This window comes from Streptomyces sp. NBC_01166 (assembly GCF_045039765.1).
Lineage (GTDB): Bacteria > Actinomycetota > Actinomycetes > Streptomycetales > Streptomycetaceae > Streptomyces.
The window spans coordinates 5,430,815-5,444,040 of the sequence record NZ_CP108613.1 but is presented as its reverse complement, the minus strand read 5'-3'; the positions used below and the strand labels follow the sequence as shown (position 1 = coordinate 5,444,040).

Here is a 13,226-nt window from a genome sequence, read left to right as displayed (position 1 = left end):
ATGAGTCCACTTTTGACTACAAGAGGGGCACTGGACAGATCCACCGACACCCCTGACGGCGATCGTTTGCAGTGCCCCGAGTGTGCTCGTGAGTCCGCACTCCCCACAGTGCGCCGACCCATTGACCCGAGCTCAATGGAGCCAACTATTAAGGAACACCGGGCTGTAAACCACACTTAAAGGGTCTCGGTTTGACAACATCGAGAAGCCATGGTTGCCCGAAATCCGGACAAAGTGATCCCAGACAGACACCCCCGAAACGGACCGTTAACACATGTTCCGGAGAGCGACGCACGATATCCGGACACCTCGGTCAGGAAAACAGGTTGACGAAAGGCCTGGACCCCCACAGTGTCTGCGGGGGTCCAGGCCTCATGTCAATGGCTCGTTCCGACGGTTCGGACGCCGACGCGGGCGATCAGGACCAGGTCAGCCGTTCTTCGCGCGCGAGGCCGTGCGACCGCGCTGCTTCTGGTCCAGGACGACCTTGCGGATACGCACGGTCTCCGGGGTCACCTCGATGCACTCGTCCTCGCGGCAGAACTCCAGGGACTGCTCCAGCGAGAGCTTGCGGGCGGGGACCACGTTCTCCGTGGTGTCCGCGGAAGCCGCACGCATGTTGGTGAGCTTCTTCTCCTTGGTGATGTTCACATCCATGTCGTCGGCGCGGGAGTTCTCGCCGACGATCATGCCCTCGTAGACCTCGGTGCCGGCCTCGGTGAAGATGACACCGCGCTCCTGGAGGTTGACCATCGCGAACGGCGTCACCGTGCCCGAGCGGTCGGCGACCAGCGAGCCGTTGTGACGGGTGCGCAGGTCCCCGAACCAGGGCTCGTGGCCCTCGAAGATGGAGTGCGCGATGCCCGTGCCGCGGGTCTGGGTCAGGAACTCCGTACGGAAGCCGATGAGGCCGCGGGAGGGCACGATCCACTCCATGCGGACCCAGCCGGAGCCGTGGTTCGTCATCGTCTCCATACGGCCCTTACGGGTCGCCATCAGCTGCGTGATGGCGCCGAGGTGCTCCTCGGGGGAGTCGATGGTCATGCGCTCGATCGGCTCGTGCGTCTTGCCGTCGACCTGCTTGGTGACGACCTCCGGCTTACCGACCGTCAGCTCGAAGCCCTCACGGCGCATCTGCTCGACCAGGATGGCGAGCGCGAGCTCACCACGGCCCTGGACCTCCCAGGCGTCCGGGCGCTCGGTGTCCAGGACGCGGAGCGAGACGTTACCGATGAGCTCGCGGTCCAGACGGTCCTTCACCTGACGGGCGGTGACCTTGTGGCCCTTGCCGCCCTTGCCGACGAGCGGCGAGGTGTTCGTGCCGATGGTCATCGAGATGGCCGGCTCGTCGACCGTGATCAGCGGCAGCGCGATCGGGTTCTCGGGGTCGGCCAGGGTCTCGCCGATCATGATGTCCGGGAAACCGGCGACGGCGCAGATGTCACCCGGGCCCGCCTTCTCGGCCGGCTTGCGGGTGAGCGCCTCGGTCATCAGGAGCTCGGTGATGCGCACGTTGGAGATCGTGCCGTCGCGCTTGATCCACGCGACCGTCTGGCCCTTGCGCAGCTCGCCCTGCTCGACGCGGCACAGCGCGATACGGCCGAGGAAGTTGTCGGCGTCCAGGTTGGTGACGTGGGCCTGCAGCGGGGCGGCCTCGTCGTACTCCGGCGCGGGGACCGTGGAGAGGATGGTCGTGAAGAAGGGCTCCAGGCTGTCGCTGTCCGCGGGGACGGTGCCGTCCTCCGGCTTGGTCAGCGAGGCGACGCCGTCACGGGCACAGGCGTAGACGATCGGGAACTCGATCTGGTCCTCGTCGGCGTCCAGGTCCAGGAAGAGGTCGTAGGTCTCGTCGATGACCTCGGCGATCCGGGAGTCCGGCCGGTCCGTCTTGTTGATGCAGAGGATGACCGGCAGCTTGGCGGTCAGGGCCTTGCGCAGCACGAAGCGGGTCTGGGGCAGCGGGCCCTCGGAGGCGTCGACCAGCAGGACGACCGCGTCCACCATCGACAGACCACGCTCGACCTCGCCGCCGAAGTCGGCGTGGCCGGGGGTGTCGATGATGTTGATCGTGATCGGGTCCCCGCCGTCCTTGGGGTGATACTTCACCGCCGTGTTCTTGGCGAGGATCGTGATGCCCTTCTCACGCTCCAGGTCGTTCGAGTCCATCATGCGTTCGTCGAGGTTCTCGGCGGCGTGCGCGGCGAAGGCGCCCGCCTGCTTGAGCATGGCGTCGACCAGCGTGGTCTTGCCGTGGTCGACGTGGGCGACAATGGCTACGTTACGGATGTCGTGGCGCGTGGGCATGGGTGGCTTGCGCTTCTCTCGGATCGTGGGATCAGGCGTCTCAGTCGGTCTTCGAGTCCTCGTACGCCCGCCGGGCGGCACGCCACGGCTAGTCCAATGGTACGGGCCCGATCGGTCCGGGGCTTCCCGGCCCGATCCACAGGGCAGGGCTACAGCCACTATTCAGCCGATATTCAGCCGGTATTACGTCATCGTCCAGCCGGTGCGTGGCCGGACGGCAAGGGGTGTGGGAAGACGAGCAGCCCGGGTCTGGGCGGACACCACCTTGCCCGCCGGGGACTCCGGCGGGCAAGGGAATTGAGCTGTATCTGAGCTTTGAATACGGCCTTGACCTGCTACTTCTTCCGATTCGCGGGGGAACCTGCCGCTTCTCGCCCGGTGAATCCGATGTCCTGGTAACGAGGGGCGGCGAAGCCGAAGGCACCGATGTTCGCCAGCTTCTTGTCGACGGCGACCAGCTGTGGCCTCTGATACAGCGGAATCGATCCGGCGGCGGCCCAGATCCGTGCGTCGGCCTGCTTCAGGAGGTCCCTCGACGCGTTGGCGTCGAGCTCGGAGACCGCGCGGTCGAAGAGCTGGTCGATGTGGTCCGAGCCGACCCGCGTGTAGTTCTGCTCGACGAGGAGCGAGCCGTCGGTGGCGGGCTCCGGCTTGGCGAAGATCGGGCGCCCGTCGGTCGCCGGGTAGGCGGTGGCGGGCCAGGAGTACAGCGCCATGTCGTAGTCGCCGGAGGCGATGTGGTCCTTGAAGTAGCTGTCGTCGTCGACCTTGGTGATCTGCGTGCCGATGCCGACCGCGTCCAGCATCTCGACGATCTTCTCCCCGACGGTCCGCAGCGGCTGCGATCCGGGGCCCGAGGGCAGGACGAAGCGGAGGGTCAACGGCTTGCCGCCCTTGCCGAGGCGGTCCTTGACGGCGGCGGGGGCGGGTGCGGCCGTGCCCGCGGGGGCGTAGGCGCCGGGGGCGCCTCCGGGCTGCTTGTCCTGCGCGGTGACCTCGGCGTCGCGGGCGGGGCGGTCGCCCGGCTTCTCGTCGCCGACGATGTACGTCCCCTCCTCGCGCGAGGCCTTGTCGTCCTTGTCCGCCTTGTCGGCGCCCTTCTCCTCGGCCTTCTTCTCCGCGGCCTTCTTCTCCGCGGCCTTCTTCTCGGCCTCGCTGCCCGCCTTGGTGTCCTCGGTCTTGCGGACGGCCCCGCCCACGGTCCATCCCGCGTCGGCCAGCAGCGCCTGCGCCTCCTTGGTGTCCCGGTCGCCGAGCGCGCCACTGCCGTCCTTGTAGGCCGGCTGCCCGGCCAGGGCCAGGTGGCTGCCGGGCGGCTTCGCGGGCAGGCCGAGCGGCTTCAGCACGGTGTCGGCGAGCTCCTGCCGGTCCAGGGTGCGGGCGATGGCGCGGCGCACCCGGTCGTCGGAGAGCGGCCCGGACTCGCCGTTCATCGCGAGCTGCGTGTAGGCGGGCTCCAGCGACTTGCGTACGGCGAAGCCCTTCAGCGCCTTCTGCTCGGCGGCGTACACCGCGACGGCTTCCCGGTTCTTCTCGCGGGCGGCCTGCGCGGTCTCGGCGGCCTCCTCGTCCGAACCGTGGGCCAGGGCCCAGGACCGCAGGGCGGCGGCCGGGGTGACGTCGGCTCCCGGGCCGTGGGCGGGCGGCTGCCCGTTCCCGCCCCGGTAACGGGCCGCGAGGGCGATGCTGTTCGCCGTGGCGGAGTCGATGTCGGCGACGTCCACCGTGCCCTCGGTCAGCGCGTCGGTGCGGTCCTCGGGCTCGACTGCGCGGAAGACCAGGGATTCGAGCTTGGCCTCGTCGCCCCACCAGCGGGGGTTCCGGTCGAGGACGACCGTGCCCTTGTCCTTGTTCACGCTGCGCAGCCGGAAAGGTCCGGCGGTGTTCTTCAGTGCGGCCCTGGCGCCGTCGTTGAAGGTGCCGGGCGACCCGGTCACCTCCTTCGGGTACAGCGGCGAGAAGAGCGAGCGCCAGTCCGCGTACGGCTTCGAGAACGTGACCCGGACCTGCAGATCGTCCTTGCCGCGTTCGATCTTCTCGATCCGCTCGTACCCCGCGTTGCGCGCGGTCCAGAAGGCCGAGTCCTTGCCGCTCAGCGCGCGCCACTGGGCGACGAAGTCGGGGGCGCCGATCTCCCGGCCGTCGCTCCACACGGCCTGCTGGTTGAGCTTGTAGAGGACGACCTGTCTGGGCTCCTGCTCGATGACCTTCGCCGACTCCAGATAGTCGGGGTTCAGCTCGGGCTCCCCCCGCGCGTCCAGCGGGAAGAGCGAGGGCAGGAGGGCGCCGGTGATCCGCGTGGTCGCGCTGTCGGCGTCGGCCTGGAAGGTGTTGAGGGTGGCGGGGACCGCGTCGATCGCCCACGTGAGGGTGGAGCCCTCGGTCACCCGGTCCCGGGAGGCCGGGGCGATGTCCTGCGGGACGGCCACCGCGGTGGGGCCCTCACTGTCCGAGGTGCAGCCCGCCAGTACCGGGATCGTGAGCACACCTGTCGCCAGGAGCGCGACCGAGCGGCGCTTTCGGGCCGTCCCGCGTGGGACGCCGACGTGGGCCATGGCTGATACCTCCGGGGCCGGCCCGGCCCACCCCGTACCGGAATGGACCGGATGATGCGTTCTGGTGGCATTTGCAGTTGATCAGACTGATTCGCTGATCCACTGAAAGCACCTTCACGCGAGGGAGGCGGCAGGCGCGGCCGGTGGGGCCGCGGACGTCACCCGTGCGGCCCCGGAACCGGCCCGGCGGCGGTCAGCCCAGGAGCTTGACGATCGCGGCGGTGGTGTCGGTCTCGCCGAGCCTCGGGAAGATCTTCCCGACGCTGTTGCGGTGGGCGTCGGCGTCCATGTCGGTGACGGCGTCGGTCGCGACGGTGACGTGGTAGCCGTGTTCGTGCGCGGCGCGGGCGGTGGACTCGACGCCGATGCTGGTGGCGATGCCGGTGATCACGACCTGGGTGATGCCGCGGCGGCGCAGTTCGAGGTCGAGCGCCGTGCCGTGGAAGGCGCCCCACTGCTGCTTGGTGACGACGGTGTCTCCGTCGCGCGGGCCGAGCTCGGGCAGGATGTCGGCCCAGTCCGCGGCGGGCTTGCCGGCCGGGGCCCGGCCCTCTGTGCGGCCGGGGGCGCCGCCCGTCACGCGGACCAGGAAGACCGGGAGGTCCTTGGCCCGGAAGGCTTCGGCGAGGGTCACCGAGTTGGCGACGACGCCCTCGGCCGGGTGGGCCGTCGGGAGGGCGACGATGCCCTTCTGCAGGTCGACGACGACGAGTGCGGTCCGGGGGTCCAGGACGGTGGCGGTCATGTGCGTACTCCTTGATGTGCTGATGTGCGGATATGTGCTGGGGGATTTCAGGCGCGGGCGCGCAGGGCGCGGTCGGTGAGGGTCAGGACGGCCAGCAGCACGGCCAGGACGACGGAGACCGCAGCCATGAGGTGCAGTCCCGCGTCGCTCGCCGCGTCGGCGTAGGCCAGGGCGATCAGGCTGGACGCGGTGATGGCGCCGATGTACTGGGCGGTGCGCTGGAGTCCGGCGGCGGCGCCGATGCTCTCGGGGGGCGCGTAGGCCTGGACGGCCGCCTGGTTGCTCGTGCCGATGAGCCCCTGCGGGGCGCCGAAGCACGCTCCGGCGAGCAGCAGGACGGCGAGCGGGGTGTCACCGGAGAGGAACACGAGGATGCCCGCGCCGGCGGTGAGCAGCAGGCAGGCCACGGTCAGCGGGGCACGCAGCCCCTTCGTGCGGGCTCCGAGCAGCGAGCAGACGAGCGCGGTGACGGACATCGGCAGCATGAGCAGCCCGGTGTGCCCGGAGGAGAAGCCGCGGGCCTCCTCCAGCCACTGCGTGTAGCCGTACATGACGCAGTAGATCAGCAGGTAGCCGAGGCCGTGGCGCAGGTACGTGCGCAGCAGGGGGCCGTTGCCAGCGAGCATCCGGATGTCTATGAACGGCTGCGGGGTGCGCAGCTGCCACCGGACCAGGACTGCCGTCAGGACGGCGAAGGGGGCGAGCAGCCACCACTGCGGGTGGGCGAGGTCGAGCAGGAAGAAGACCAGCACCGTCAGCGCGGTGGTGAACAGCCCGATGCCCAGGGGATCCAGGGAGAGCTTCGGCGCGCCCCCGTCCGCGGCCCGGTCGCGCGGCGGGTCGGCCGGGACCCAAAGCAGCGCGGCGCCGAAGGCGAGCAGGGCGATCGGCACGTTGACGGCGAAGATGCCGCGCCAGCCGACGACCGACACGAGCAGCCCGCCGAGCGCGGGGCCGACGGCGGCACTGCCCAGGGCCGCGAAGGAGAGCCTGGCGAGCACGGGGCGGGGGGTGGGCCGGCCGAGCCGGCGCGACTCGTCACGCAGGACGGCCATGGCGGCCGGGTAGGCGGCCGACGTACCGATGCCGAGCAGCAGCCGGGAGACGATCAGGGTGCCGAAACCGGGGGCCAGCGCACCGACCACCCCGGACACGACCACGACGACGAGGCCGGCCAGGAAGACCCGGCGCGGGCCGAGGGTGTCGGCGAGCTTGCCGAGGACGGGCTGGGCGACGGCGCTGGCGAGGTAGAGGACGGAGATGAGCCAGGCGGTGTCGGCGGCACCGATGCCGAAGCAGTGCCCGATGGCCACCAGGGCGGTGGAGATCATCGTGGTGTTCAGCGGGTTGAGCAGGGAGCCCATCAGCAGCGGCGCGGTGAGCCGGGCGCTGAATCCGGGGCCGTCCTCCACGGGCGGGGCGGGCCGGGGCGCCGCCACCGGCGCGCCGGGGGTCACATCCGTCCCGTACCGGGTCACTTGTCGACCAGACGGCCGATGAGCTCGACGGCCTCGGCGAGCGCCCGGCGCTCCGCCCCGTCCAGTTCGCCGGCGATCGCCTCGGCCAGCCAGCTCCGCTTGGCGGCCCGCACCCCGGCGAGGACGGCGCTCCCCTCCTCGGTCACCGACACGAGCGACTTCCGGCCGTCCTCCGGATCGGGGGTGCGGGTGACGAACCCCTGGCTCTCCAGCGCGCCGAGGGTCAGCCGCATCGACTGGGGCCGCACGAGCTCCGCCCTGGCCAGCGCCGCCGTGGTGGCCGGTCCGCCGTCCTCCAGTCTGGCTAGGGCCGAGCGCTGGGAGGGGGTGAGCAGACTGTCGGCCGAGGAGCTCCGCAGCCGCCTGAGCAGCCGCCCGACCACAGCCGAGAGATCTGTCGCGACATCCTCGGCCGTGGGGTCGACGGGGATCCGCGGCGCTGCGGCATCGGGGTTTTCGGACGTTCCGGGCATGCTCTCCACCGTAAAGATGGACAGGGCATCTTGCAAGGCAGCCTGTCTATCCTTGGGCAAAGACCGGCGCGTGCCACGGATGGCGCGCGAGCAGGCCCGCTGTTGCCCGCCGCCGGGCCCGCGATCTAGGGTGAATGCGCTTTCAGGAGAGGGCCGCCACCCGCAGCAGCGGGTGCAGCGTACGAAGAAGAAGCGGACGGTCGGTCGAGTGAGCGCCCCTACGGTGTACGACGTCGCCGAGCGGTCGGGCGTCTCGATCGCCACGGTTTCCCGGGTCTACCGCAACCCCGACTCCGTGCGCGCCCAGACGCGCGAAAGGGTGCTGGAGGCTGCCCGCGAGCTCGGTTACGTGCCGAGCGGCAACGCCCGGGGGCTGGCCAGCCGCACCACCGGGGTGCTGGGGCTCTGCTTCCCCGACTACGCCGATCCGGACGCCGAGGCCGACGCTGAGACCGACAGCGGGGCCGACGACGCCGCCATGCTGTACTCCGACCAGATCATCCGCGGCATGGAGCGGGCGGCCCGCCGGCACGGCTACGCCCTCCTGATCGCCGCGTCGTTGCAGGGCGGGCCGGAGAGCCTCGTCGCCAAGGTCGCGGGCCGGGTGGACGGCTTCGCCGTACTGGCGCAGACCGTACCGACCGAGGACCTGGAGGTCATATCGCGCCGGCTCCCGGTGGTGATGCTCGCCGGACCGCGCGAGATCGACCACCTCGACCACATCGTCGTCGCGAACGCCGCCGGCGAGCGGGAGCTGGCCCGCCATCTGATCGAGGACCACGGGCTGCGCCGGCTCGCCTTCGTCGGGGGCGATCCGGACTCCCCGGACGCCGAGGCGCGGTTCCACGGCTACCGCGACGCGTGCCGTGACGCCGGGCTGCCGGTTCCGGACGCGCCGGACCTGCGGACCGCGATGATCACTCGGGCCGAGGGGGCGCGTGCCGCCGAGGCGCTGCTCGACCGGGACACCGAGCCGCCGGAGGCGATGCTCTTCGCCAACGACCAGATGGCGGTGGGGGCGCTGCGTGCGCTGGAGGGGCGCGGGGTGCGGGTGCCGGAGGACATCGCAGTGACCGGCTTCGACGGGATCCCGCTGAGCCGGATCGTGCGCCCGTCCCTCACGACCGTCCGGCAGCCGATCCGCCAACTGGGCGAGCAGGCTGTGGAATTGCTGGTGCAACGACTTGCCGACCCGGGCCGTGCCCCGGTGTCGCTGGAGCTGCCCGTCTCCCTGGCCCGCCGGGCCAGCTGCGGCTGCGGCTGACCTGCGGCGGCCCGGGACGGTGTCCTGGAGCCGCGATCAGCCTCGGAGCCACGCCCCGAAGAAGCGCTCGCGCCGCACGGCGAGTTCGGCGCTCTCGTCCGCGAGCCCCTCGTACGCGAAGTGCCCCGCTCTCAGCACCATCAGCTCCCGGGGGCCGGACAGCGCGTTGTGCACGGCGAACTGGCCCGGCGGCGGCACCGAGGGGTCGAACAGGGCCGCCGCCACGAGCGTCGGCAGCTCCAGCCGCGCGGCGGCCGTCGCCGCGTCGAAGTACCGCAGCACCTCCGTCACCTCGGGGTGCTCGCGGTGGTGGGCGCGCACGGACTCCCCGCTGCCGGCGCAGGGCAGGGTGAGCCGCAGCGGATGGTTCCCGAAGGTCGGGACGGTGAGCTGCGCGGCGCCGAACCGTTCGTCCCAGGGCAGCGCGAGGGCCCCGAGCCCGCCGCCGAAGCTCTCCCCGAGGTAGCCGAGGCGACCGGGGCCGGCCAGCCGGGGCAGCAGCTCCTGGAGCGCCGTGGCCGCGCACCAGAGATCGGCCACGCAGTCGCCGATGACATAGGTGTCGCGCGAGCCGATGCCGTGCAGGACATGCCCCGCGGCCTCGTCCGGGACGCCGGGCAGCAGACCCCGGGCCCCCATGCCGCGCACGCAGGGCAGGATCGCGGCGGACCGGGGCAGCGGCAGCGGCACGTCGGGCCCGGCCTCCTGGCGGCCGCCGTACCCGTGCCCGATGACGAAGCCGTGCTCCGCGTCGCACCCGGCAGGCAGGGCGAGCCAGCCGCCGAGGCGTACGCCGCCGACGGACGTGAAGGTCACGCCGTGCAGGCGGATCCCGTCGCGCTCCTCCTCGACCGGACCCACCTCGGGCGCCGTGACGACCGCCAGTGCCTCCCGGTGGCGCGCCCTCCAGAAGTCCTCGAAGTCCCCGGGCGGCGCGGGCGCCGGTATGCGCAGCAGGTCGTCGAGCGTCCTGCCGTAGGCGGGGTCGAAGGGGAAGTCGTGCGCGAACGGGGCCATGAGCAGGACAGTAGGGCCTCTCCGAGGCTCCACCGGGCCGCCCCTGGGCTCCTAACCCCTCGAAACAAGCGGAATCACTCACATCCACTTCAAATCCGCAAACGGTGTGCTTACGGTTCCACGGCGAGGCCTCAGGGACCTCCAGGTGTCGAGCACGTTGCACGAGTGTGACCCAGCACCCTCTTGCGGATTCCCGAACGACTGCCGCAGAGTGATGTATGCGCTTACAGGCAGCGCATACATTCGGATTGCTCGAGGAGGAGCCCTCCATGTCCCGCACCGCCAGAACCGCCTCCGCCGCCGTCGCCGTGTCGCTCGCCCTCTCCGTCTCCGCGTGCGGCAGCTCAGGTGGCGACGACGTCGCCGCGGATGCGAAGCAGACGCTCACCGTCTGGGCCATGGGGGCCGAGGGCGAGAAGCTCGCCGAGGTGGCCGAGGTGTACGAGAAGTCCCACCCCAACGTCACCGTCAAGGTGACCCCGGTCGGCTGGGACGTCGCCCACCAGAAGCTCGTCTCCGCCGCCGCGGCGGGCACCATGCCGGACGTGGCGCAGATGGGCGGCAGCTACATGGGAGAGTTCGCCGAGCTCGGCGTCCTGGAGCCGGTCGACACGAAGGTCTTCGACAAGGCGGACTTCTTCCCGGCCGGCTGGAACCAGGGCGAGGTGGACGGCACCGCGTACGGCGTGCCGTGGTACGTCGACACCCGCGTCCTCTACTACCGCACCGACCTGGCGAAGAAGGCAGGCGTCGACAAGGCGCCCGCCGACTGGCGGGAGATGCAGGACCTGGCGACCGCGTACCAGAAGAAGGCCGGCACCAAGTGGGGCCTGTCCATCCAGCCCAGCGGCCTGGACACGGTGCAGAACTTCTACCCCTTCCTGTACTCCGCCGGCGGAGAGATCGTCGACGACGAGGGCGAGGCGGTCATCGACAGCCCTGCGGCGGTCAGGGCGCTGAAGGAGTACGGCTCGTACTTCGACAAGGGAATCTCCAACAAGTCGGTGCAGCCGGGATACGACGTGGTGAAGGACTTCGGCAACGGCCGGGTCCCGATGTTCTTCGGCGGCCCCTGGCACGTCACCCTGCTGAACGAGGGGCAGCCGCAGATCAAGGACAAGTGGGCGGTGGCCCCCGTCCCGGCGGACAGGACCTCCGCCTCCATGGCCGGCGGCTCCTCGCTGGTGGTCTCCAAGGACAGTGAGCACAAGGCCGCCGCCGAGGAGTTCATCGCCTACCTCACCGGCACGGACGGCCAGGCCGACTGGTACGAGCGCACCAAGGACCTCCCCGCGAACACCGCGGCCTGGGACTCCGGCAAGCTCGCCGACGACGCGAACCTCCAGATCTTCAAGAAGCAGATGGACACCGCCAAGTCCTCGCCGTCCTCCGCCAGGCTGACGGAGATCACCGACAAGGTCGACCAGGCGATCGCGAAGGTGACGCAGGGCAAGGCATCCGCCGAGGACGCGCTGAAGACCGCGCAGTCCGAGATCGAAAGCCTCGTGAAGCAGTAGCCATGGGCACCACGACCTCAAGCGCCGCGCAGCCGGCCAAGGTGAAGGCGCCCGGCCGCGGGGCGCCCCCGACCGGGGGCGGCCGGGACGGCGCGGGGCGCAGGAAGCGCTCGATGGGTGTACAGAACGCGGCGGGCTGGCTCTTCTCCACCCCGTTCCTCGTCCTGTTCACCGTCTTCATGGCGTTCCCCATCCTCGCCACGCTGCTGATGAGCTTCACCGACTTCGGGCTGCGCAACGTCACCCGCCCCTGGGAAGCGAACTTCATCGGCTTCGAGAACTACGTCGAGCTGTTCGGCGACGAGAAGTTCCTCAAGTCGCTCTTCAACACGGCGTACTTCGTCGTGGTGGGCGTCCCGCTGACGATCGCCCTCGGGCTGGTCGTCGCCGTGCTGCTGAACAACGGCATCGACCGGGCGAGGACCTTCTTCCGGGTCGGCTTCTACGCGCCTGTGGTCACCACCATCGTGGCCGTCGCCGTCGTCTGGCGGTTCGTCCTGGATCCGAGCGACGGGCTCGTCGCCGGTCTCTTCTCCGAAGTGGGCCTCACCGCACCGGACTTCCTCGGCTCCGAGGCCCTGGCCATGCCGTCGATGATCGCGATGGCGGTCTGGCGCAACGTGGGCACGGTCATGGTGCTCTTCATCGCCGGCCTGCAGGCCATCCCGCCCGAGGTCAGGGAGGCCGCTCGGCTCGACGGCGCCGGGATCTGGCAGGAGTTCCGCGGAATCACGGTGCCCCTGCTGCGGCCCACGCTGCTCTACGCCACCGTGATCACGACCATCGGCTACCTCAACGTCTTCGAGGAGCCGTTCGTGATGACGCAGGGCGGCCCCTCCGACTCCACGCTGACCGTGTCGCTGAACATGTACCGCGAGGGCTTCAACTTCTTCCACATGGGTTACGCGAGCGCCATGGCGTACGTGCTCTTCGTGGTGATCATGGGCATCACGGTGCTGCAGCTCCGACTGCTGAAGGACAACACGAAATGACCGTCCACCGAGCACCCGGTGCCGTGCGGGCGGCGCCCACGGGAAAGTCCCGCGCCTTCGGGCGGCCCCTGGTCTACGTCCTGCTCTCGCTGGGCCTGCTGATCATGTCGGCGCCGTTCCTCTGGATGGCGGTCTCGTCCTTCAAGACGACGAGCGACCTCTCGGCCAGTCCCCCGGTGTGGATCCCGACCGAGTGGACCCTGGCGAACTTCCGTGAGCTGCTGGACAAGCTGGACCTGCCGCTCTACTTCATGAACTCCGTGATCGTGGCGGTGCTGGTCACCGTCTCGAACCTGGTGTTCTGCTCGATGCTCGGGTACGCCCTGGCCAAGCTGAGGTTCGTCGGCCGCAACAAGATCTTCGGTGTGGTCCTGGGCGCCCTGATGGTGCCCGGCAACCTGATGCTCCTGCCCCTCTTCGTGCTGATGAGCAAGCTCCGGCTGATCGACTCGTACGCCGGTCTGGTGCTGCCCTTCGCGGCCGGGGCGTTCGGAGTCTTCCTGATGCGGCAGTTCATGCAGTCGATCCCGGACGAGCTGCTGGAGGCGGCCAGGATGGACGGCGCCGGCGAGTGGTACATCTTCTGGCGGATCGTGATGCCGCTGGTGAAGCCCGCTCTCGCGACGCTCTCGATCTTCACGTTCCTCGGCTCCTGGAACAACTTCGTCTGGCCGCTGATCGCGACCAACGACCCGGACAAGTACACGCTCCCGGTCGCCCTGGCCACGTTCGCGACCGACCCCAACAAGGCGGGCGGCTCCAACGGCATGCTGATGGCCGGAGCCTTCCTGGTCGTGCTGCCGGTGCTGATCCTCTTCATCGCTCTGCAGCGGCACTTCACCCAGGGCATCGCCACGGCCGGCATGAAGTAGCCCGGCCCG

10 protein-coding genes are annotated in these 13,226 nt (G+C 70.1%); 4 read left to right on the top strand and 6 right to left on the bottom strand.

Annotation, left to right across the window (positions count from 1 at the left end):
- Nucleotides 1–429: 429 nt before the first annotated feature.
- The 5 genes from typA to OG379_RS25195 form a co-directional block, all read right to left on the bottom strand.
- Nucleotides 430–2,304, bottom strand: a complete 1,875-nt coding sequence (gene typA / locus OG379_RS25215; protein WP_393764370.1) for a translational GTPase TypA — start codon at nt 2,302–2,304, stop codon at nt 430–432.
- A 335-nt stretch (nt 2,305–2,639) separates the two neighbouring features.
- Nucleotides 2,640–4,859: an ABC transporter family substrate-binding protein gene (locus OG379_RS25210; protein ID WP_405665292.1), complete on the bottom strand. Its 2,220-nt coding sequence runs from the start codon at nt 4,857–4,859 to the stop codon at nt 2,640–2,642.
- Between the two features lie 193 nt (nt 4,860–5,052).
- Nucleotides 5,053–5,604, bottom strand: a complete 552-nt coding sequence (locus OG379_RS25205; protein ID WP_405665291.1) for an isochorismatase family protein — start codon at nt 5,602–5,604, stop codon at nt 5,053–5,055.
- A 47-nt stretch (nt 5,605–5,651) separates the two neighbouring features.
- The gene (locus tag OG379_RS25200) at nt 5,652–7,082 is read right to left on the bottom strand and encodes an MFS transporter (protein WP_405665290.1); all 1,431 of its coding nucleotides are present in this window, start codon (nt 7,080–7,082) and stop codon (nt 5,652–5,654) included.
- Nucleotides 7,079–7,555: a MarR family winged helix-turn-helix transcriptional regulator gene (locus tag OG379_RS25195; RefSeq protein ID WP_405665289.1), complete on the bottom strand. Its 477-nt coding sequence runs from the start codon at nt 7,553–7,555 to the stop codon at nt 7,079–7,081. Before OG379_RS25195 ends, OG379_RS25200 begins: the two co-directional genes overlap by 4 nt.
- A gap of 208 nt (nt 7,556–7,763) precedes the next feature.
- On the opposite strand from OG379_RS25195, the gene OG379_RS25190 reads away from it, so the two are divergent.
- Nucleotides 7,764–8,819, top strand: a complete 1,056-nt coding sequence (locus OG379_RS25190; RefSeq protein WP_405665288.1) for a LacI family DNA-binding transcriptional regulator — start codon at nt 7,764–7,766, stop codon at nt 8,817–8,819.
- A 36-nt stretch (nt 8,820–8,855) separates the two neighbouring features.
- On the opposite strand, the gene OG379_RS25185 is transcribed toward OG379_RS25190, so the two are convergent.
- Complete coding sequence (locus OG379_RS25185) at nt 8,856–9,836, bottom strand: acetylxylan esterase (RefSeq protein ID WP_405665287.1); 981 nt, start codon at nt 9,834–9,836, stop codon at nt 8,856–8,858.
- 269 nt (nt 9,837–10,105) lie between these two features.
- On the opposite strand from OG379_RS25185, the gene OG379_RS25180 reads away from it, so the two are divergent.
- Genes OG379_RS25180 through OG379_RS25170 form a run of 3 tightly spaced genes read left to right on the top strand, consistent with a single transcriptional unit; the run spans nt 10,106 to nt 13,217 of the window.
- Nucleotides 10,106–11,353: a sugar ABC transporter substrate-binding protein gene (locus OG379_RS25180; RefSeq protein ID WP_405665286.1), complete on the top strand. Its 1,248-nt coding sequence runs from the start codon at nt 10,106–10,108 to the stop codon at nt 11,351–11,353.
- A gap of 2 nt (nt 11,354–11,355) precedes the next feature.
- Nucleotides 11,356–12,345 (top strand): carbohydrate ABC transporter permease, encoded by a 990-nt coding sequence (locus OG379_RS25175; RefSeq protein ID WP_405665285.1) that lies wholly within the window; start codon nt 11,356–11,358, stop codon nt 12,343–12,345.
- Nucleotides 12,342–13,217 carry a carbohydrate ABC transporter permease gene (locus OG379_RS25170; RefSeq protein WP_405665284.1) on the top strand — a complete coding sequence of 292 codons (876 nt, stop codon included), beginning with the start codon at nt 12,342–12,344 and terminating at the stop codon, nt 13,215–13,217. The genes OG379_RS25175 and OG379_RS25170 overlap by 4 nt, the downstream gene beginning before the upstream one ends.
- Nucleotides 13,218–13,226 lie beyond the last annotated feature (9 nt).

Excerpts from the sequence above, each read along its gene's own strand:
- typA (WP_393764370.1), bottom strand. The coding sequence starts at position 2,304 with ATGCCCACGCGCCACGACATCCGTAACGTAGCCATTGTCGCCCACGTC.
- OG379_RS25210 (WP_405665292.1), bottom strand. The coding sequence starts at position 4,859 with ATGGCCCACGTCGGCGTCCCACGCGGGACGGCCCGAAAGCGCCGCTCG.
- OG379_RS25205 (WP_405665291.1), bottom strand. The coding sequence starts at position 5,604 with ATGACCGCCACCGTCCTGGACCCCCGGACCGCACTCGTCGTCGTCGAC.
- OG379_RS25195 (WP_405665289.1), bottom strand. The coding sequence starts at position 7,555 with ATGCCCGGAACGTCCGAAAACCCCGATGCCGCAGCGCCGCGGATCCCC.
- OG379_RS25185 (WP_405665287.1), bottom strand. The coding sequence starts at position 9,836 with ATGGCCCCGTTCGCGCACGACTTCCCCTTCGACCCCGCCTACGGCAGG.
- OG379_RS25180 (WP_405665286.1), top strand. The coding sequence starts at position 10,106 with ATGTCCCGCACCGCCAGAACCGCCTCCGCCGCCGTCGCCGTGTCGCTC.
- OG379_RS25175 (WP_405665285.1), top strand. The coding sequence starts at position 11,356 with ATGGGCACCACGACCTCAAGCGCCGCGCAGCCGGCCAAGGTGAAGGCG.
- OG379_RS25170 (WP_405665284.1), top strand. The coding sequence starts at position 12,342 with ATGACCGTCCACCGAGCACCCGGTGCCGTGCGGGCGGCGCCCACGGGA.